The following is an 18,739-nucleotide window of genomic DNA, read 5'->3' as shown; positions in this document are numbered from 1 at the left end:
TATTAGCTAAATCCCAATTGACAACCTCACTATAGGTGGCCACTTGCGATCCAATATTGAGGAATCTGGACGTATAACTAGGAGCAGTGTTTAGACTTTTATGCTCTTCACTCTGTTGACCTTAACAACCGCATTTAGAAGTCAGTTCACTAGTCGAATAGCGCCTCCAAAGACAACAAGTAGTGCCGCAAGAACGATTGCCCAGACCACATACTCGTCAACAGTGAACTCAGCTGGATCTTTCGCAATGATTCTATAAAGTGCTGTTTAACTTCGACGCTGAAGTCCTGATACTGATCAACATTTCCAAAATTTCGGCTATAAGCCGTAGTGAGATGAGACGAAGGCTGCACTCGCATCAGAATGACGTACGAATTCCGACCCAATATGATAACGACCAGTCAAACCATGACCTTGTGCCAGTATCAAACTGTACGTCGCACGCACCAATGAGAGGAACATCGGTTGTAGCAAACCCAAGCAAGTCGCTCGCGAATGAACTTCAGTCGTACGTCAAAGGGCGGCTAGCGCAGTACGAATACCCCCGCGGGGTTGCATTCCTCGACGAACTCCCGAAGACGGCGACGGGGAAGATTCGCCGGACTGACCTCCGCGAAACGGAGGGGTAGTCCCGTACGAGACGGGAGAGGGAAACCTCCCGGTACTGAACCGGCGAGTCAGTCCTCCCAGTTGTATAGCGCATCAACGAAGATATCGTAAACGTCCTCCTCAGTCACGGGGCGGGGATTACAGCGAAGCAGTCGCGCCTGCGTGTCGACGGTCTGTTTCGCCAGCCAATCGACTTCGTCCTCGGTGATCCCCGCCAGGTCGTTGAGGCCGCTGGGGAGGACGTTTAGATCCCGCTGAAGTTGGACGTACTCGTCTTTTAGGGCGTCGGCCGCTTCGCGCGGATTCATTCCGGCGGTATCGACGCCGAACCGGCGGGCGAGCGAGGCGAAGCGTTCCGGGTCGTTCGCTGAATTGTAATCGATAGTGCTCGCGGGGGTCAACACCGCGATGGTTTCGCCGTGGTAGGTGTGGTACTTGTTTCCGACTGGATAGGCCATCGCGTGACAGAGGCTCGCGCCCGCCGTCAGCCCGGCGATGGCACCGAAGAGTGCCCCCTGGAGCATGTTCTCCCGCGCTTCGAGGTTATCCCCGTTGTGAACCGCCTTCCGGACGTTGTTCGACAACAGGTCGATGGCCTTCTTGGAGAACATCTCGGTTAGCGGTGTCCGACCGGCGTACACCGGGCGCTCGGCGGGGTCGGTCGGCCGGAGGAGCGAGTCATACTCGTGTGTCGTGTACCCCTCCATGGCGTGTCCGAGCGCGTCCATCGCCGTCTTGGCGGTCAGATCCGGCGGGAGCGTGGTCGTAAGCGTCGGGTCGAGCACCGCGGCGTCGGCGCGGATGTGATTGCTGGAAATGCCTTCCTTGATATCTTTTTCCGCCACTGAGAGAATAGCGACCGGCGAGATTTCCGCCCCCGTTCCGGCCGTCGTCGGCATCAACACAAGCGGCGGGCCTGACTCGTCGAGGGCCTTTCCCTCCCCAGTCGGTTCGGCGATGTAGTCGAGCGGACTGCCGCCGTTGGCGATGACCGCGCGGGTCGCCTTCGCGGTGTCCAGACAACTCCCGCCGCCGAGACCGACGAAGAAGTTGTATCCCGCCTCGCTCTTCTCATCGCGGACGAACTCCAGGCAGTTCTCGATAGCCGAGATGGACGGTTCGCGCTCCGACCCGTCGTAAATGTCGACGGTGAACTCGTTCTCCGTAAGGTGGTCTTCGATCCGGCCAGCGTGGCCGATGTTTGCGAGGTTCTTGTCGGTGACGATGAGACCGTGCGCACCCTCGTCGACGCCTAGATCGTGCAATTGGAACGCCAGTTCGTCCGTCGCATTTCGACCGAATCGGATCTGTGGCATCTGGATGTGCCACACCGTCTCGGGCGAGAGTTCGTGTGACGGCGCGGAGACCGAGCGTTCATACTCCATCTACGACCACCCCTCTCGAATGGTTTCGAACTGGTCGGGGTCGTGACCGTACACGACCGTCGCGTCGTGTTTGCGCCCGATCTCCTTGAGTTTCTGGAGGCTGTCGAACCAGTGGCGATGGCTCCAAAGGAGGCCGGCGCCGAGCGGCGTCTCATCCTCGTAGTTCTCCGTTTGGTAGATCTCGTCGCCCGTGAAGGCGAGTGTCCCCGCACCATCGAGGTAGATGACCGTGCCTGTCAGCCCCGGCGTGTGTCCAGGGAGGTGGACGAATTCAACGTCCTCGAAGTGGGTCTCGCGGTTCTGGTGGATCTCCTGCCAGTTGAGGTCATGGTCGAAGTCGCCAAGGATGTACGCGCTGCTTCCCTCGTCCGTCTTCGTGCTGTAGTAGGCGAACTTCAGCTCCTCCTCGTGGACGAACACCGGCGTGTCCGTTCCGTCGAAGTGGTGGAGTCCGCCCGCGTGGTCGAGATGCAGGTGCGTTTGAAACACGTAGTCGATGTCTTCGATGTCGTACCCCGCGACCCCGAGATCGTCCACGAGGCTGCGCTCTCGGACGTCGTGCGGATAGAACGCCTGTTTCAACCCCTCCGGCCAGTGGCCGTTGAGCGCGTCCTTGTGATTCCCGGTGTCCCAGAGAATCGTCCCCTCCGGATGGTCGATGACGAGATTGAACACGGGAATTTCGTCGTAATTGGTGTCCAGATTTGGTTCATCGCGACTCCCGAGCGTGTTCCCCTCGATGAGGTAGTTGAGGTCGCATTCCAATCCCCCACGGTCGATTACGTCGATGGTAGCGTTGACCATGGTTAATCATTCACGTCAGTCAACAAGAGCGTATCTCACCCGTGATTATATATAAATAACTATTATTTTCCTCGGATGACTGGTTTGAGCAGCGGTCAACGCCGACGGGCGGTGTGACCACCTCTAGGGGGAGGGCACGTCGGATATTATACCGCAGAACAATTAGCTAAACAGGGACACAATCTCACCATCATCGAACGCGATCAAACACGATGTGACTTGCTTATTGAAGCTGGATTCAGTACGGTTCTTCATGGAGAGGCTGACGATCCTGAAATCCTTGGAAATGCCGGCCTAGCTTCTGTTGATGACGTTGCTGGTCTCACTGACGATATTAGCAGTAATTTAGCAGTCTGTTTGGTCGCTTCGAAGATGGAAGGCGTGAGAACTGTCCTCCGGGTTGATTCACCGAGCGCACTCGCAACCGTGAGTACGATTACAGGAGGAAGCCTTCCGGACGCTGTGGATGAACTTACTGGTATTATTGACCTCTTGCAAATACAGGTGACAGAGGATGCACCGGTTGTTGGGAAAGCTATTCGAGACATTGCAGTGCCGGATGGATGCTCAATTGTTGTAGATATGGATGAAAAAACGGTGGTCAGCCCTGCGACAATGCCCAAGCCAGGGATGAATTTGCTTGTCGCGACAGAACCCGCTGCTTCCAGAGAAATAGTAGAGCTACTCACTGGCAATCCATAATACATTTCCACGGAAGTAGATATATTGTACAACGAATACTGTCTATCAAAGAGATGGCGATCAGAGTGAATAATTCTTTACTATCACTCCATTTTGTTTCCAGTCTCAGTCAGCCCAATCCATCTCGGTAAAATGTGACTGACTTATACAGATCGTTGACTCCTAATGTAATGACGGTGATTCGGGGTTCCATGATTGGATCGAGGAGATTTCTTCGATCGGTGGATAGATGGGCAGACAATAGTATAAAGCAACGTCTGGGGGAGTGGACAACAACGTCAATTGAGTTGCTAATCTACGCCTCCGGCAGTCAATCCCCAACCGGACCCCGCTTGGCCGGTTCGCCGACCCGGAGGAGATCGCCGGTCCCACCGTCTTCCTGACCAGCGACGCCGCCTCGTTCGTCACCGGCGAATGCCTCACCGTTAACGGCGGGTGGACAGCCAGGTGACTAGCGCGCCAATACATCCCCTCGGTCCTGGTATTCCCGTCAGCATCGCGAGAACTTCGGTTAGCTGGTCCGCGCTCAATGCCATCAACCACCACTCTTTATACTATTCTTGTTGTAATCTGTTTCGGAGACTGAGAGTAATGCCATGCCGTGGCGTATAACACTCGATGCTGAATCCTACGAGCAAGCCAGAAATGTGTTCTCGTGGGACCAGATACCAGCCGATTACAACATTGCCCACGATCTGCTGCGCAAGCACGAGGACCCGGACCGACCCGCACTGTATCAGGCTTATCCCGACGGGTCGCGAGAGACTTACACGTTCCGTGATCTTGATGACCTCACAGACGCGTTCGCCCGCAGTCTATCCCACCGTGGCGTCGAACGTGGAGACTGCGTGGCGGTCGTCGTCCCACAGAAACCAGCTAACCCGATAACGCATCTCGCATGTTGGAAACTAGGTGCCATCTCTCTGCCGTTATCGGTCCTGTTCGGGGGCGACGCACTCCGGTATCGCCTCAGGGATTCGGGGGCGACCGCCGTCGTTGCCGACGAGGAAGTTCTCGATACGGTCCAGGAAGTTCGCGACTACTGCCCAGACCTCGAGCACGTCATCTCCGTTGACGAGGACGACCCGCCGGCGGATGTCGAATCGTTCGAGTCCGTCCACAATGACCAGTCGACTGAGTTCGATATCGCCGAGACCGACACAGACACTCCGGCGATCATCATGTATACCAGCGGTTCGACCGGCCCGCCGAAAGGCGTCCTTCACGCCCACGGGGTCTGGCTGGGTCACTGCCCGGCGTTCTACATGTACTTCGAGCTGGACGTCGAGGAATCCGTGTTCTGGACGCCCGCCGACTGGGCGTGGATTGGCGCGCTCGGAGACCTCGTCTTCCCGGCGTGGCATCACGGCCGCCCGGTCGTCGGCTACCCGGTGGGGAAGTTCGACGTCGAGACAGCCTACGAGCTGCTGACGGAGTTCGACGTCACGGACGCGTTCCTCCCGCCGACGGCCATTCGGATGATGATGGAGGTCGACGACCCCGCCGACCGGTACGACCTCGACTTGAAGGCCATCTGTTCCGGCGGCGAACCGCTGACGCCCGAGATTCTCGACTGGGCCGACGGGGCGCTGTCGGGCGTCACCGTCGACGAACTGTACGGACAGACCGAGGCCAACCTGCTCGTGGCCAACTGCCGGCAGTGGTTCGAGGCGCGGCCGGGGAGCATGGGCAAGTCCGTCCCCGGTCACGAGGTGGCCGTCGTCGATCCGGAGACCGGCGAGCGCCTCCCGCAGGGCGACGTGGGGATGATAGCGGTCGAACGCGACGACGACCCAGTCGTCTTTGAGGGGTACTGGAATCGACCGGAGAAGACCGAGAGCGCCAGCGTCACCGGGCCCGACGGCGCAGAGTGGCACCTGACCGGGGACCTCGGCTCCCGCGACGACGACGGCTACGTCTGGTTCAAGGCTCGCGACGACGACCTCATAATCACAGCCGGCTACCGCGTCGGGCCGGGCGAGGTCGAGAGCGCCATCCTCGAACACCCCGACGTCGAGCAGGTCGGCGTCGTCGGGATACCCGACGAGACCCGCGGCGAAATCATAAAGGCGTTCATCCAGCCGGTGAGTGGCGTCGAGGGTGACGACGACCTCCGCGCGGAGATTCGGGCTCTCGTCAGCGACGACCTCGCCAAGTACGAGTACCCCCGCGAAATCGAGTTCGTCGAGGAGCTTCCGCAGACCACGACGGGCAAGATTCAGCGCCGCAAGCTCCGGGACCGCGAGATCGGGGCGTAGGGTGGCTCGCCCCCGTTGAAAGCGCCATCCGCGGATAAAATCACAATGATTCGCATTCGGACTCGGCTCGCCGTCGGAAATTTCTACTATGGATGGGTCGTCGTAGCGGCGTGTTTCCTCGTCACCGGCGTCGTCTTCGGGATGACGTACTCCTTTGGCGTCTATCTCGACCCGCTGGCCTCGACGTTCACCGTCTCGACGGCGCACACCTCGCTGATCTTCGGGGCCCAACTGTTCGTCCTCTACACCGCCGCGGCGCCGATGGGCGGCCTCGTGGAGTGGCTCGCCCCCCGACATGGATTAGTGCTCGCCGCCGCACTTCTAGGTGGCGGCATGATTGTCGGGAGCCTCCCGGTGCTCGTCCTGACCTACAGCATCGTAACGGGGGCCGGAATGAGCCTCGCATTCGTCGTCGGCTACGCGACGCCCCCTCGGTGGTTCCAGCGCAGGCGCGGCATGGCGACCGCGCTCGCGAGCGCTGGCCTCGGAGTCGGCATGGTCGTCATCGCGCCGACGGCCTCCATCCTCGTCACTCGAATCGGCTGGCGGGGGGCGTTTCCCCTGCTCGGGGGCGGTCTCGCGCTCGTGTTGCTCCTCACCGCACTACTGATAGCTGACAACCCTGCACACGTCGATGCCGCCGTCGATGCCGAGTTCCCTGACGGGCGCCCGGAGTCGGACGACGGCTGGCGCGATCAGTTGCGCGTCGTCCGCGAAGCCGCCATGAGCCGCGCTTTCCTACTCCTCTTCGGCGGCTATGTGCTGATGTACGTGACGCTGTACGTCCTGCTCAACCACCTCGTCAACTACGCCGCAGAGCAGGGCATCCGAAAGACGGGCGTGCTCGCGCTCAGCGTCATCGGTGGCACGACGGCCGTCACCCGCCTCGCCGTAGGTGGAGTCGCCGACCGTCTGGGTCGACTGGCTGTCTTCGTCGTCTGCGGGGCCGCGATGGCGCTGGCATTGTGCGTACTCCCGCTGGCGAGCGCGCCGCTGGTGCTGCTCTCTATCGCGGTATTCTTTGGCGTCGACTACGGCGGCACCGGCGCGCTCTTGTCCTCCGTGCTCGCGGATCTCTTCGGCGACCGTAATCTCAACACGCTGTTCGGCCTCGTCTCGCTCTCCTTCGCGGTTCCCGGACTGCTCGGACCGTTCGCGGCCGGCTTCGGATTCGACCGGTTCGGCACTTACACGCCCGTCTTTTTCACGACTGGCGTCGTCGGACTCGCCGGTGTCGGGCTCGTCGCGGGCTCCGCATGGCTTCAGGGCGAGCTCGGGGAACGTTCGTAATAGGAGTCCCGTCAGAGCCGAACCGTTCGCCGCACCCGGTCAGTCGGATTCGGCGACCGAGACCGAGAGGTACTCCTCCAGCAGGTCGTCGCGCTCGCGGAGTTCGGGGACGCTCCCCTCCCAGACGTTCGAACCCTTCTCGATGACGTAGGCGCGCTCGGCGAGATCCAGCGCGAACCGGACGTTCTGCTCGGTCAGAAGGACGGTCACGTCCTTCCGGACGATCTCACGGAACACCCGCTGCAAGTCCTCGACGATGACCGGTGCGAGCCCCTCCGTCGGCTCGTCCAGCAACAGGAGATCCGGGTTCTGGACGAGCGCGCGGCCGACCGAGAGCATCTGCTGTTCGCCGCCCGAGAGAGCCCGGCCTCGGCTTTTCCGGAGGTCGTCGAGCGTCGGGAATATCTCGTATATCTCCTCGACCGGCCTGGGGTCGACGGCGGTCTCGGCCGCGACCTGCAGGTTCTCGTGGACGGTCAGCGTCGGGAATATCCGACGATCCTCCGGGACGAGCTTGACGCCCATTCGGCTGATCCTGTTGACCGGAGCGTCGACGATGTCGGTGCCGCGGAAGGTGATGCGCCCCTCGCGGCGCGGCACGGTGCCGACGATGCTCCGGAGCGTGGTCGTCTTGCCGGCGCCGTTGCGACCGAGCAAGACGACGACCTCGTTCTCCGCGACGTCGAGCGAGAGGTCGAACAGCACGTGGCTGTTGCCGTAGTAGACGTTCACATCTTGCATCTCCAGGAGAGCCATCACCCCTCACCACCAAGGTAGGCCTCGCGGACGCGCTCGTCGGCCATCACCTCGTCAGGGGTGCCGTCCGCGATGAGCCGACCGCTGTCGAACACGAGGATGCGGTCCGAGATGCCGAGGACGACCTCCATGTCGTGTTCGGTGACGACGAACGTCGTGTCGGTGTCGTCGTTCAGATCGTCGATGAGATCGACCATCCGGCGGGTCTCGGTCGCGTTCATCCCCGCGGTCGGTTCGTCCAGCAGGACGACCGACGGGTCGGTGCCCAGCGCCAGCGCGATCTCCACCTTCCGCACGTCGCCGTGAGAAAGGTTCGCACACCGGGTGTCGGCCACCTCTTCGAGGCCCGTCAGTTCGAGCACGCGTCGGGCCTCCGCGTTGAGCTCGTCGTCGCTGGCGGCGACCGAGGTGACGTCGAGGGTCCGGCCGTCGCGGCTAATCCGGGAGATGCGGACGTTCTCCAGCACCGTCAGGCGCTCGAAGACGTTGTTGATCTGGAACGCCCGCGCGAGTCCGAGCCGGTTGATCTCGAACGGCTCCATCCCCGTCACGTCGACCAGTCCGTCGCCTGTGGTGGCTCTCGTGTCGGTCGCGGTTCCGGGATTCTCGCCGGTCGCGTCGGTCGCAGTCCCGCCATCGGTGACGGAGTCCCCCCGTCGAGGCCGGATGGCGATGCGTCCCTCCGTGGGCACCAGCTGGCCGGCGAGCAGGTTGTAGAAGGTGGTCTTCCCCGCGCCGTTGGGGCCTATGATGCTGGTGATGTCCGCGTCGTTTATCGTCACGCTCACGTCGTCAACGGCGACGAGCGCGCCGAACTCCCGCGTCAGGTTCGCGGTCTTAAGCACGGTCGCCACGTCACGCCCCCTCCCCGGCCCCGAACAGCCCCTGCGGTTTGAGCACGAGCACGGCGATCATCGCGAGGAACGGGAGTAGCTGGCCCGCGCCCGCGATGACGATGCTCCCGACGGCGATGAGTACGCCGATGACGTACGCGCCGACGAACGCGCCGGTGAACGAACCGAGGCCACCGATGACCACGACGACGAACGCGTTGATGATGACCTGATCGCCGAGCGCTGGACTGACTGCGCCGACGGGGGACGCGAGCGCCCCGCCGAGACCGGCTAGGACGCACCCGACGAAGAACACGCCGGTGTACAGCCGGGAAACATCGATTCCAAGCAGTCGAGCCATGTCTCGGTCGCTCGCGGTCGCCCGGACCAGGCGCCCGACGTTGGTGAGCCGGAGGACGGCGAGCAACCCGGCGAACACGGCCACCGACGTGAGAATCAGAAACGCGCGGTAGGTCGGGACTGCGAGCGAACTCGTGAACTGGACGCTTCCCTGAAGCCCTGCCGGCGGTGAGATGACGAACTGTCCGGTGCCGAAAACGACCCTCGTAAGGTCGGTGAGTATCAGCACGAACGCGAACGTCAGGAGCAGCTGGTCGAGCACCTCCTCCTGACGGCCGTAGAGCCTGCGGATGAACCCAACCTCGATTATCGTGCCGAGGAGTCCGACGACGATCAGGGCGGCCACGGTCCCGGGCCAGAAACCGAGGGTCGGAACGTGTACGCCGAACACATCGCTACCCTTGACCAGTATCACGGCGACGTACGCCCCGATCATGTACAGCGCGCCGTGCGCGAAGTTGAGCACGTCGAGGACGCCGAAGATGAGGCTCAACCCGATAGCGACGAGAAACAGCTGTGCTCCGATGCTGAGGCCCGTGATAACCTGATCGGCGAGTAAGCCAATGTTTACCATATCACATACCACCATAACAACGAGATTAAGCGTTTCGCCGATATCGGGAGAGAGTCATGAGAATATGCCCCGATACTATTTTATTTCTAAGGAACTTGGATGAGTACCCCTAAAGAAGTAAAAGTATCCCGGATTAACGAATAGAATAGCGAGCGGTTCCCCCTCGTACTCATGCGAAGGTATATGTCTGATTCTATCGTTACGGATTTGTGGGTTCATGACACCTGACAACAATCCGCATGGCGGGGATGGGGAAATGGGATCGACGGGGTGGAACCGGCGTGCGTACCTCAGTGCGGCGGGCACGGCCGGCGTGGCAGGGCTAACGGGGGCGGTAGGTGCCGCGAGCGCGCAGAACAATCCCATCAAGATCGGGGCGGTGTACCTGCTATCGGGGCTCGGCCAGTCGCTGGGCGCCGCCTCTGTCGCCGCCGCGAGACTTACCGTCAAGAAGATCAATGAAGCGGGTGGTATCCTCGGCCGCGACGTCACGCTGATCGTTCGCGACCACGAGAACAGCGCCGCCACCGCGAACCAGCACTTCCGGGACCTCGTCCAGCGTGAGAGGGTCGCCGCAATGATCGGCCTGACCTCCTCGGGCGTGACGCTCTCGACCGCGCCGACGGTCGCCCAGCTGGGCGTGCCGCTCACGCTGACCGACATCGGGACGCCGTTCATCACCGAACACGACGAGGACACGTACGGCGACAATGCACAGGGGACGCCCGTCCACTTCCGGACGAACGCGAACACGGCCGTCAACACGTACTCGATGGCGCGGTACGCCAACGAGAACCTCAACGTGAAGCGCGTCGCCAACCTCGGACCGGACTACGCGTACGGCCACCAGTGCTGGGAGTACTTCAAGGCGTTCTCGAACGCGCTCGGTGCCAACTACGAGTACGTCGAGAGCCAGTTCCCGGAGGTGGGGGCGAGCGACATGACGCCCCAGATAAACTCGGTGACCAACGCGAACCCCGACCTGGTGTTCACCTCGTTCTGGGGTGGCGACGGGGTCACCTTCGTCCAGCAGGCCACTCAGCAGGGGCTGTTCGAACAGGCGACCGACGTCTTCGACACGCTCGGAGCCGACCCGACGGTGTTTCAGGCGCTCGGCAACACCATGCCCGAGGGGGTCAACTACTCCTCGTGGTACTGGCACTCCACGTACGACAACGAGAACAACCGGAACTTCCTCGACGCGTGGACCCAGGAGTACCAGGGTACCGACACCATCGGCATCCCGTCGTTCACCGGACCGAGCACGTGGTCGGCGCTCTGGATGTACAAGCGGGCGATGGAGAACGCCGGCGGTACCAACCCCGGCGACATCATCTCCCAGTTAGAGGGCATGAAGTACGCCGACGACCCGCGGGGGTCGATCAAGATAGACCCCAACTCCCACCAGGCCGACGCGCCGACCATCATCGGAACCACCAGCAAGAAGGACGACGTCCCGTACGACGGCGTCGGCCTCCAGCCCTCCCAGTCGGTCAGCGCGAACCGCAAGACGCTCACCAACCTCCTGAACAAGGCCAACACCAACCTGCCGCCGGGCGTCTGAGCGGAAATCGCTCTTCACAGTTCCACACTACTCCAATATGAGTTACACAGACACAGTACGCGACCGCTTCCGGGACAGCAGCCTGCCGGTCGTCGTCACCGGCGTCGTCGTCGCCGCTGCGCTGGTCGGCGCACCCCTGTTCCTCGGACCGGTCGAGACCTCGTTGCTCATCACCATGCTACTGATCGCCATCTTCGGGACGGCGTTCAACCTCCTGTACGGCTACACGGGACTGCTCTCGTTCGGGCACGCGATGTTCCTGGCGGTCGCCGCGTACACCACGGCAAAGGTGTTCAACCTCATCGGCCCGATGCTGGGCTTCCCGGAGCTGTTCGGCGGCGCCAGCGTGCTAGCGACGTTCGCGCTCGCCGTCCTGCTGGGGGTGGCGTTCGCCACGCTGCTGGCGATTCCCATCGGCTACCTCAGCGTCCGGCTGGAGGAGATATACTTCGCGATGATCACGCTGTCGTTCAGCATGGCGGTGTACGTTATGCTCCTCCAGGACATCACGGGACAGTTCGCCGGCCTCGTCGGCCTTGACGGGACGGCCAGGGAACTGCTCGCCACGAACGGGGACGACGGACTTACTGTCTCCTTCCAGGCGATGGGCGACGTGAACCTCTTCGGGCTCGCGTTCACGTTCATGAACATCAACGATTACCTCGCGTTCTACTTCGTGGTTCTGTTCTTCTTCGCCGTCTCGGTGTACGCCCTCTGGCGGGTCGTCCGGTCGCCGTTCGGGCGGGTCTGTATGGCGATCCGGGAGAACCCTGAGCGCGCCCGATCGATCGGCATCGACGTCACGCGCCACTCGTGGGCGACGTTCGTCGTCAGCGCGATGTTCACCGGACTCGTCGGGACGATGTGGGCGCCGTTGCAGAGCAGCGTCGTCCCCGGCATCGGCCACTGGACGTTCTCGGCCACGCCCGTCCTGGTGACCGTCATCGGCGGGCCGTACTCGTTCCTCGGCCCGACCGTGGGCGCGTTCGTCTACGAGTACCTCCGGTGGTACATCGACCAGTACCCGGCGCTCGCGGCCCGCTGGCAGCTGGTGTTCGGAATCATCCTGCTGGCGGTCGTGATGTTCTTTGAGAACGGCATCAGCGGCGGTATCCGGAGCCTCTGGAGCCGGTTACGCCGCGGCTGACGTCCGGGAAAGCCGTGACCCGGAGCGACTGACCATGCTCACCGACATGACCATCCGCTCGTTCTACAGGATGAACAGGCCGAGTGCCTCGGGGTTTGACCCCGAGGCGGTTCACTGGCGGGCCACGGAACTGCTCCCGAGACGGAGATCGTCGCCCGAACGCACGAGAGAGTTCACCTTCAGACCGCGGGAGCGAGCAGTGCGCGCGAGCAGACGACGTTAGCGGGGGGTCGCGGGCGCGTCGCTCGGCCGGAACGTTGCTGAAAACCAGCGACATCGTCACCGTGGATGACCAGGGGGTACATCGAGATCGTCGACCGCGCGAAGGACGTGATCAATAGCGGCGGGGAGTGGATTTCCAGCACCGAACTCGAAAATGATCTGATGGCTCACGAGGACGTCGTCTAGGCGGCCGTGATCGGCGTCCCTCACGAGTGCTGGCAGGACCGCCCTGTGGGCTGCGTCGTCCGTGACAGGGTGGACGTGACTGTCGCGGATCTCCGCACGTTCCTCGAAGGGAAGTATCCGAACTGGTGGCTCCCGGACGACATCGTCTTCATCAAGGAGGTACCCAAGGTCGCGACGGGCAAGTTCGATGAGAAGGTGCTTCGCGACCGGTTCGACGACTCCACCCATTTTACGTCGGGAGAGTGAGTCCCTCCACTGTCCGCCCTATGAGGAGCCCAAGCGGTTCAATCGAGTACTGAGCCAGTTCGGCGACTCGCTGTGATCGATACGCGCGTTGTATCTCGCACGCCCGCTGAAACCTATCACTGTCTGAGGGTTTCAACAAAGCCACCTTGGCGCATTCACATTCGCTCTGGCTGGCGGTTGTTGCGAGAAACGCCCGTCTGCTGTGCGATACACGATCAGCGTCGTCAGGAGGTGATATCGATGTCATAGGGGGGGAAGTGAATCCCCCTCACTGGAGCCACTTCTTTATATATAGGATCTAAATTAATCATTTATCTGAGTATGATTCGGAGGGTGAATCTGTCAGAACAAGGGAGAAGATTCACTCGAACGGCATTCGTACTGTCGCATCTGAATCAACGGCCCCTTCTGGAGCGGTCTCAAAAGTACCCGAGTTTTCGAAGATAATCATGTGCTTTCCAAGTTGCATCGGATCAGATGCTTTTCCAGACTTCACACCGAATTTACTCACGCCCCTCGAGTACATTATCTCTCCACGGTCACGGAAAACTGAGGCGGGTATCGATACCCGAGGAAAGTGGTGGCTGTTTCGGGATTGGGGCGGCAGAAGCCCACAACTATGATCTCTCAGGATCAGTAACCAATCAATTACTCTTATCTGGCTGTTCGATAGTCTTTGCAATGGTAACAATCGCATCGAATTCAGTCGGTGAACCATGGACATTGATGGTTCCCTCATCAGGGAGATATTCAATAAAGTCAACCTCGGCTGTTTTTGGGAGATGAGTATGACGAAGTGAGAGTTCAATTCGGTCAAATTTTTCATCAGGGATATCTTTATGTGAGTTTTCAGTCTCCCAGTCAGCTACTTGTTCAATGACCTCCTCTACAGAAACAGATCCTCCCTGTTGGTCAAGATAATACAACACGTATCGTCGCCGTTCTTTACTGAAGAGGTCGAAAACAGTATCCAATATTACCATGACTACTCATCAGTTCTTGGTCACTCGATAGCTTGAGCGTTTGGGTATTCAGCCACCGGCGTGGGAATAACCTCAATAGAGCCGGCGTTAGGATTACTAGAAATTTAAAATACATAAAATAGATGTTGGTTGGTTCTACTGATCTCACGTCCGAGACTGAAGTCGAATCCAAAATTCTCCGTTAGCGATTACGACCCGTATTCTCATCGCCAGGGATATTTGGGATGACCTTCTTGAGGATGCCCTTCGTCCCCCGGCGGAGCCGTTCAGAAAGTGCCTGATGTGACACGCCAAGTTTCTCGGCCAACTCAGATTGATCGATTTCCCGCGGGACGTCATAGTAACCGTGTTCGACGGCCATGGCAAGCGCTTCTTGTTGGTCGTCGGTGAGATCAAACCGAACGCGCTGGGCGCTATCGACATCGTAGATCCGGGAGACATCAAGCGAGAATCCATGTTCTTTCGCATACTGACTCACTGCCGAAATTTTGTTCTGTTTGGGGAACAGCACACGAAGATCCCACTCATTGTCGTGCGCCGTTGCCCGCTGCACGGTTGCATCTTGTTCGAGCAGCATATACGCGATGATCTGGGTCTTGGTGACCCATTCCATTCGGTAGAGCCGTTCGTCTTCGAGTTCGGTGAGTAGCTCGACGTTCCCAACACTTGAGTCATCTTCGAGTACCGCTGTCAGCGTCTCAAAATTACCGTTAGATGCCCAGACGAACGGCAGTACATGATCAGTTTCGTGTGCGACTACCCGGTCGATTGTAAACATCATCTCGGGCAGGCGCTCCAACGTCTCGGATAAGGCGAACTCCTCCGCCGGGATACTGAATTCCGCGATTGTACTCATGTCTCTACGTGGTTTTCAAGTGCTTATGGGTGTTACGGGGCAGCGGAGCTCCAGCAAGTGCCGCGATCACATATCCCGTGAGACTAGATAGAGACACACTGCGAACCCCATATAGATTTGGAGGAGGGTAGCAGGGTTTCTACTTCTGCTTAAGCAGTCGCTGTTGAATCCGTGCTGATCACGGGACGTGATTGAAGAACGCGGTTAACATCGTGCTACAAATAGTCGTCAGGAAGTTCGCCACCGTGGCCAGCCGGGAGATCCGACACTGGGGTGATGGCGTCGAATCGGGGGCCCTTCTTCACGATATTCTCGTCGTGATCCCAGGTGAGAAGTCGTGTTCAACTAAGAGAGAGATCGGTATGGCGGAGTTTAAGACGGAGTCGTGCCACATCTTCGTCAGCAGAGAGTGGGTCATCCTCAAGCATAGAGAATCACTAGTCACCTAACTGTATAAACAAGTTATAATTTCACGGAGAAATAAAGTGTGGGGAACCGGGTAAAAAGAGCGGCGAAAATAGGAGACTCTCGAGAGAGTTGCTCATCGACTGGGGAATTTGCACCACGAACTCTGCACAGATCGATAGAGGCACTGGGGGATGAGTCACTTCTACTTAAGATCTAAGAGGTAGTAACCAACTGTTTCCTTGGATATTAAAAGTAGGAGAGATGCACAGGAGTTTATTGGTCATCGATTCAACTGGTGGTGATGAGTGATTCGAGTGCCGGAACGTCATCTATGAATTCAATGCGCCAACGCGCGGGTGCTAGCCAGCTCAGAATCCAGATTTTATTGGCGATGAATCGCTGGGTCATCGTTGGCGGTCTTGCAGCGAGCGTCTTCATCACGCTCGTTTCTCGTCGTTGTGACTGTCGAGGACGCATACACGGCAGAGTTAATCAGCGCAACCCCCGAAACCACGATTGGGCAGGCGCTCAATACGCTCCGAGAAGGTCGTATCGCACACCTCCCGGTCGTCAAGGAGGAGGACCTCGTGGGGATGTTGAGTCTACACGATGTCATCGAGTTTACCACGAGAGGTGGACACAAGAGCCAGGGTGGATAGTTGGGCAGTTTCGGTAACGGTGGACAATGTGGGAAAAGCCACGGTGGATTCGGTGCCCGTGAGGGCGATTCCGACCGAATGCTCGATCTACCAGTACGGAACCTGATGTCCGATGCGATCGCGACCGTCCGGCGAAGTACACCGCTCGACGAGGTGGTCGAAACAATGTTCGACCGAGGAATCTCTTCGCTCGTCGTCACGGCCGACGAGAGTGACGAACCGGTCGGAATCATCACGAAAACTGGCGTCATTGAGGCGCTCACCTGGGAGCGAGAAGAACGGCGTGCCATGCAGGTATTTGGGCTCAACTTACTCGATGAAATGGACTACGATGATGTTTCCGCGTTGATCGAGAGTGTGACCGCGAAGTATGGCGAGATGAGTGTAATCAAGGCCAGTATCGAACTCCAAGAGCACAAAGAAAAGAGCCGAGGGGTGCCGCTAGTGCTGGCACGGATTCGACTGGTTACTGACCGTGGCTACTTCACTGCCGATGGAGAGGGCTATGGCGCTACCCATGCACTCCGTCTTGCCGCGAATACGATTGAACGTCAACTCCTTAAAGGAAAGACCTACGGCCAATCGAAGAAGCATCCCGACGCTGAAGAGCAAGAGCAACTGTACGGCTGGTGGCTCGGCGGCTAAAAGAGTGACGGTGGATCATTGAGTTCTTCCACTGCCGATTTGAAAATAACCGGCGGTGAGATGAATGGTATATCGATTTATGGCGCTCAATGGACGAAGGAACGAAACACGGCTGACTTAGTGATACTGCTGTTCGACTTCAAGAGTCTTCTGTACAGCATCGTCGAAGCGATTCCACAACTCGTCACTAAAGTTTTGAATGGTTGTATCCTGTTGTACCACTTCTAATGAGTCCCAATCACCCGACTCGGTTGCAGCGTACAATTGCGTGAACTTCTCTCCGTTGTTCCCGTACGCAACTACGATCACATACGGATTCACCTCTTCGGTGTCTTCGACTGAATGTCTCTCACGCCACTCCTGGACTTCAGTCACGCATATTCGGTCGAATGTCGTCAATTCTGCGCTGAATTCACGAGTGCCGAGACGATGTGTCAACTGTTCTCGAACCCATTCCCGCGTTTCACCGGTATCGGTATTTGTCCCTGTGACGGTCTCCGTCGTGATCGACTCGATATCCCACTTCGTGAGTAGTGGTCCACCCACCTCAGCAGTCGTTTTCGTGCTGACGTCACCTTCTTGAATACGGTCGCCTTCCTGTACACGAATGTATCGAGGGTTCGACGCTGGAAGATCAATGAAAATCTCTCCCGGATCTGTGTTGACTAGCGCATTGACTCCATCGATAGTTCGAACTTCTACCGTTCGTTTGGAATTTTCGTTTCTCATAGTTGTTGGTTATTGTGAAGCGGGCTCTAAGAGTGATATGGCAGTTCATACACTATCGTTGTGAGTTCAACCGATAGTCGATCTCCGTCAGGGTTGCAACCATTGCACCTATTAATGACGCTATCGATTTTGGCAATAAGTTCCCTGCCCAATATACACCGACTAGACATTTCAGCCTGTCGTCCAGTACGAAGAAATCGAGGCTAACGGACGAACGGCAGCTACTAAACTAATACGTGGGGCCGCCGTAGGCAACGAACGATGCGGACACATCGTCATGGAACGCAATCGTTCATCGATTTTATGCAAACTTACCTCCAGGATCATCCCAAACGCTGTCAGGTGTGTGGGAACGAAGCCCGAGCCCGGTCGGAGTGGCGAATCGAAAAGCGTGATGAGGATGGCCTCCACTTCGTCCATACTTGTCCGAAGTGTAGCGCGGAGGACGACGTGTTTCTCAACCTCATGCCGGAACACGAACGCACCAAGCGTTAGCGAACACAACTGGGATCCGAGTAGCACCCATCGAAGATGGTGTGTTCTCACTTTTCATGGAGTCAACCACTATGAACGTGGTAATCGGTGTTCTGTTAATCATCGCTACCTTTTGTCCTTGTCCATCACGATATTGGCTGGAGCGAGTATTCCCAGTCATCTAAGAATTGTACAAGTTCAAAAGACAGCATTGAATACGGGGCTAGTTCTGCGTTTGGCGGATAAACTCATCGAGTCGTTCTTCGATGAGTGTCGCAACGCGTTCGCTATATTGCCAGAGTGCTGCGTTGAGTCGCTCTTCGGTCTCATCATCGATACCATCGTCTCCCTGAAGGACGGAGTCTCTGGTGATTTGAGGATGATACACACAAACTATTCCGACCGAACTATCTGAACTTGTGGTACCAGCGGTATGGATTCCGTACTGATCGGTACCCCACACACCATCGCCACCCTGCCTTTCCATCGCTGAGTCGAGCGCATCAAGGCGTTGCACCCCCTCAGGGTCGAGGATTGGAGCATCACCTTCGAACAATTCACTGTATGCCTGTGTCCGGGCACTGTTTGTCCATTGTTCCAACTGGGAACGCGCTCTCAGTACGAGCTCTCTCTCGTCTGGAAAGTTAGCCATGCCCTCTAGGAGGACGGCCAGGTCAATCAACGTTCGCACGACGCCTCTGGTCAGTGGCATAGTGACGGTGACCCTGAAATGAGTGAGAAAACTTCCGCTCGTGTTCGCTATCGTTGGTGTCTGCACTAGAGTGTTCGGAAGTATGATCACTTTCTAGGAGACTCGATGAGAGACGAATTTTCGTTTCTTAGTCGTCGTGTGGAACGCTACTGTTCATCAACTGGCTCCCACATTGGGGACATCTGCTCGTATCTGCAAGGTCTTCGATGCCGTCCCCACAGTCACGACACACGTATAGGGTTGGCTCGGAAACGGCTGTGCTATAAAATAGCATATTTGACATAGGGGGCATGTAAGTTGAAAACCCCTGTGCCCCATCTCTTCTGGAATCATGCTG

General features: G+C 58.4%; 18 protein-coding genes and 6 pseudogenes. 13 read left to right on the top strand and 11 right to left on the bottom strand.

From position 1 onward, the window contains the following. Positions 1-449 precede the first annotated feature (449 nt). The gene (locus LIW51_RS33055) at positions 450-629 is read left to right on the top strand and encodes an AMP-binding enzyme (RefSeq protein ID WP_227379720.1); all 180 of its coding nucleotides are present in this window, start codon (positions 450-452) and stop codon (positions 627-629) included. Between the two features lie 48 nt (positions 630-677). Here the strand turns inward: LIW51_RS33055 and LIW51_RS33050 are convergent, their stop codons facing one another. Together LIW51_RS33050 and LIW51_RS33045 are read right to left on the bottom strand one after the other, a co-directional pair. Next, positions 678-1,994: a hydroxyacid-oxoacid transhydrogenase gene (locus LIW51_RS33050; RefSeq protein WP_227379719.1), complete on the bottom strand. Its 1,317-nt coding sequence runs from the start codon at positions 1,992-1,994 to the stop codon at positions 678-680. Further along, complete coding sequence (locus tag LIW51_RS33045; protein ID WP_227379718.1) at positions 1,995-2,798, bottom strand: N-acyl homoserine lactonase family protein; 804 nt, start codon at positions 2,796-2,798, stop codon at positions 1,995-1,997. A gap of 135 nt (positions 2,799-2,933) precedes the next feature. Between LIW51_RS33045 and LIW51_RS33040 the strand changes: the two are divergent. Then, positions 2,934-3,500, top strand: a pseudogene (locus LIW51_RS33040) (NAD-binding protein); the annotation flags it as partial. Positions 3,501-3,612: 112 nt separating this feature from the next. Here LIW51_RS33040 and LIW51_RS33035 read toward each other — a convergent pair. Continuing rightward, positions 3,613-3,693, bottom strand: a pseudogene (locus tag LIW51_RS33035) (VOC family protein); the annotation flags it as partial. A gap of 96 nt (positions 3,694-3,789) precedes the next feature. Here LIW51_RS33035 and LIW51_RS33030 point away from each other — a divergent pair. From LIW51_RS33030 to LIW51_RS33020, 3 genes and pseudogenes are all read left to right on the top strand, one after another. Then, a pseudogene (locus LIW51_RS33030) lies at positions 3,790-3,951 on the top strand (SDR family oxidoreductase); the annotation flags it as partial. Between the two features lie 145 nt (positions 3,952-4,096). Then, positions 4,097-5,758, top strand: coding sequence for an acetate--CoA ligase (locus tag LIW51_RS33025; RefSeq protein ID WP_227379717.1), 1,662 nt, complete (start codon positions 4,097-4,099; stop codon positions 5,756-5,758). A 45-nt stretch (positions 5,759-5,803) separates the two neighbouring features. Continuing rightward, positions 5,804-7,048, top strand: coding sequence for an MFS transporter (locus LIW51_RS33020; protein WP_227379716.1), 1,245 nt, complete (start codon positions 5,804-5,806; stop codon positions 7,046-7,048). A 39-nt stretch (positions 7,049-7,087) separates the two neighbouring features. Here the strand turns inward: LIW51_RS33020 and LIW51_RS33015 are convergent, their stop codons facing one another. From LIW51_RS33015 to LIW51_RS33005, 3 genes are read right to left on the bottom strand one after another with little or no spacing between them, the layout of a single operon-like run. Then, entirely contained in the window at positions 7,088-7,804 is a 717-nt protein-coding gene (locus LIW51_RS33015; RefSeq protein ID WP_227379715.1) for an ABC transporter ATP-binding protein, read from the bottom strand. After that, positions 7,804-8,658 carry an ABC transporter ATP-binding protein gene (locus tag LIW51_RS33010; RefSeq protein ID WP_227379714.1) on the bottom strand — a complete coding sequence of 285 codons (855 nt, stop codon included), beginning with the start codon at positions 8,656-8,658 and terminating at the stop codon, positions 7,804-7,806. Before LIW51_RS33010 ends, LIW51_RS33015 begins: the two co-directional genes overlap by 1 nt. A 1-nt stretch (position 8,659) precedes the next feature. Then, positions 8,660-9,571, bottom strand: a complete 912-nt coding sequence (locus tag LIW51_RS33005) for a branched-chain amino acid ABC transporter permease (protein ID WP_227379713.1) — start codon at positions 9,569-9,571, stop codon at positions 8,660-8,662. Between the two features lie 217 nt (positions 9,572-9,788). Between LIW51_RS33005 and LIW51_RS33000 the strand changes: the two genes are divergently transcribed. The 4 genes and pseudogenes from LIW51_RS33000 to LIW51_RS32985 all read left to right on the top strand — a co-directional run. Beyond that, entirely contained in the window at positions 9,789-11,135 is a 1,347-nt protein-coding gene (locus tag LIW51_RS33000; protein ID WP_227379712.1) for an ABC transporter substrate-binding protein, read from the top strand. Between the two features lie 37 nt (positions 11,136-11,172). Next, on the top strand, positions 11,173-12,282 hold the full coding sequence (locus LIW51_RS32995) for a branched-chain amino acid ABC transporter permease (RefSeq protein WP_227379711.1): 1,110 nt from the start codon (positions 11,173-11,175) through the stop codon (positions 12,280-12,282). Between the two features lie 34 nt (positions 12,283-12,316). Further along, positions 12,317-12,505, top strand: coding sequence for a hypothetical protein (locus LIW51_RS32990; RefSeq protein ID WP_227380078.1), 189 nt, complete (start codon positions 12,317-12,319; stop codon positions 12,503-12,505). A gap of 37 nt (positions 12,506-12,542) precedes the next feature. Next, positions 12,543-12,936: pseudogene (locus tag LIW51_RS32985) on the top strand (AMP-binding enzyme); the annotation flags it as partial. A gap of 361 nt (positions 12,937-13,297) precedes the next feature. On the opposite strand, the gene LIW51_RS32980 reads toward LIW51_RS32985, so the two are convergent. The 3 genes from LIW51_RS32980 to LIW51_RS32970 form a co-directional block, all read right to left on the bottom strand. Further along, a complete protein-coding gene (locus LIW51_RS32980) occupies positions 13,298-13,462 on the bottom strand; it encodes a hypothetical protein (protein WP_227379710.1) in 165 nt (54 codons plus the stop codon). Positions 13,463-13,580: 118 nt separating this feature from the next. Next, the gene (locus LIW51_RS32975; protein WP_227379709.1) at positions 13,581-13,919 is read right to left on the bottom strand and encodes a DUF7344 domain-containing protein; all 339 of its coding nucleotides are present in this window, start codon (positions 13,917-13,919) and stop codon (positions 13,581-13,583) included. Between the two features lie 181 nt (positions 13,920-14,100). After that, on the bottom strand, positions 14,101-14,775 hold the full coding sequence (locus LIW51_RS32970) for a bacterio-opsin activator domain-containing protein (RefSeq protein ID WP_227379708.1): 675 nt from the start codon (positions 14,773-14,775) through the stop codon (positions 14,101-14,103). 212 nt (positions 14,776-14,987) lie between these two features. Here LIW51_RS32970 and LIW51_RS32965 point away from each other — a divergent pair, with 212 nt between their 5' ends. From LIW51_RS32965 to LIW51_RS32960, 3 genes and pseudogenes are all read left to right on the top strand, one after another. Then, entirely contained in the window at positions 14,988-15,224 is a 237-nt protein-coding gene (locus LIW51_RS32965) for a hypothetical protein (RefSeq protein WP_227379707.1), read from the top strand. A gap of 260 nt (positions 15,225-15,484) precedes the next feature. After that, positions 15,485-15,574, top strand: a pseudogene (locus tag LIW51_RS40585) (hypothetical protein); the annotation flags it as partial. A 49-nt stretch (positions 15,575-15,623) separates the two neighbouring features. Further along, positions 15,624-16,487: pseudogene (locus LIW51_RS32960) on the top strand (CBS domain-containing protein); the annotation flags it as partial. A 117-nt stretch (positions 16,488-16,604) separates the two neighbouring features. Here LIW51_RS32960 and LIW51_RS32955 read toward each other — a convergent pair. After that, positions 16,605-17,033, bottom strand: coding sequence for a hypothetical protein (locus tag LIW51_RS32955; protein ID WP_227379706.1), 429 nt, complete (start codon positions 17,031-17,033; stop codon positions 16,605-16,607). Positions 17,034-17,477: 444 nt separating this feature from the next. Here LIW51_RS32955 and LIW51_RS32950 point away from each other — a divergent pair, with 444 nt between their 5' ends. Next, positions 17,478-17,711, top strand: coding sequence for a hypothetical protein (locus tag LIW51_RS32950; RefSeq protein ID WP_227379705.1), 234 nt, complete (start codon positions 17,478-17,480; stop codon positions 17,709-17,711). Positions 17,712-17,913: 202 nt separating this feature from the next. Here LIW51_RS32950 and LIW51_RS32945 read toward each other — a convergent pair whose 3' ends face one another. Then, positions 17,914-18,342 (bottom strand): DUF7539 family protein, encoded by a 429-nt coding sequence (locus tag LIW51_RS32945; protein WP_227380073.1) that lies wholly within the window; start codon positions 18,340-18,342, stop codon positions 17,914-17,916. Positions 18,343-18,739 lie beyond the last annotated feature (397 nt).

The organism is Haladaptatus halobius, from assembly GCF_020618475.1.
Taxonomy (GTDB): Archaea; Halobacteriota; Halobacteria; order Halobacteriales; family Haladaptataceae; genus Haladaptatus; species Haladaptatus halobius.
Note: the sequence above shows the minus strand (reverse complement) of the source record. Positions and strands in the feature narration are given on the sequence as shown.

Coding starts and splice junctions, on each gene's coding strand:
- LIW51_RS33055 (WP_227379720.1), top strand. CDS start 450: ATGAGAGGAACATCGGTTGTAGCAAACCCAAGCAAGTCGCTCGCGAAT.
- LIW51_RS33050 (WP_227379719.1), bottom strand. CDS start 1,994: ATGGAGTATGAACGCTCGGTCTCCGCGCCGTCACACGAACTCTCGCCC.
- LIW51_RS33045 (WP_227379718.1), bottom strand. CDS start 2,798: ATGGTCAACGCTACCATCGACGTAATCGACCGTGGGGGATTGGAATGC.
- LIW51_RS33025 (WP_227379717.1), top strand. CDS start 4,097: ATGCCGTGGCGTATAACACTCGATGCTGAATCCTACGAGCAAGCCAGA.
- LIW51_RS33020 (WP_227379716.1), top strand. CDS start 5,804: ATGATTCGCATTCGGACTCGGCTCGCCGTCGGAAATTTCTACTATGGA.
- LIW51_RS33015 (WP_227379715.1), bottom strand. CDS start 7,804: ATGGCTCTCCTGGAGATGCAAGATGTGAACGTCTACTACGGCAACAGC.
- LIW51_RS33005 (WP_227379713.1), bottom strand. CDS start 9,571: ATGGTAAACATTGGCTTACTCGCCGATCAGGTTATCACGGGCCTCAGC.
- LIW51_RS33000 (WP_227379712.1), top strand. CDS start 9,789: ATGACACCTGACAACAATCCGCATGGCGGGGATGGGGAAATGGGATCG.
- LIW51_RS32995 (WP_227379711.1), top strand. CDS start 11,173: ATGAGTTACACAGACACAGTACGCGACCGCTTCCGGGACAGCAGCCTG.
- LIW51_RS32990 (WP_227380078.1), top strand. CDS start 12,317: ATGCTCACCGACATGACCATCCGCTCGTTCTACAGGATGAACAGGCCG.
- LIW51_RS32980 (WP_227379710.1), bottom strand. CDS start 13,462: ATGTACTCGAGGGGCGTGAGTAAATTCGGTGTGAAGTCTGGAAAAGCA.
- LIW51_RS32975 (WP_227379709.1), bottom strand. CDS start 13,919: ATGGTAATATTGGATACTGTTTTCGACCTCTTCAGTAAAGAACGGCGA.
- LIW51_RS32970 (WP_227379708.1), bottom strand. CDS start 14,775: ATGAGTACAATCGCGGAATTCAGTATCCCGGCGGAGGAGTTCGCCTTA.
- LIW51_RS32950 (WP_227379705.1), top strand. CDS start 17,478: ATGCGGACACATCGTCATGGAACGCAATCGTTCATCGATTTTATGCAA.
- LIW51_RS32945 (WP_227380073.1), bottom strand. CDS start 18,342: ATGGCTAACTTTCCAGACGAGAGAGAGCTCGTACTGAGAGCGCGTTCC.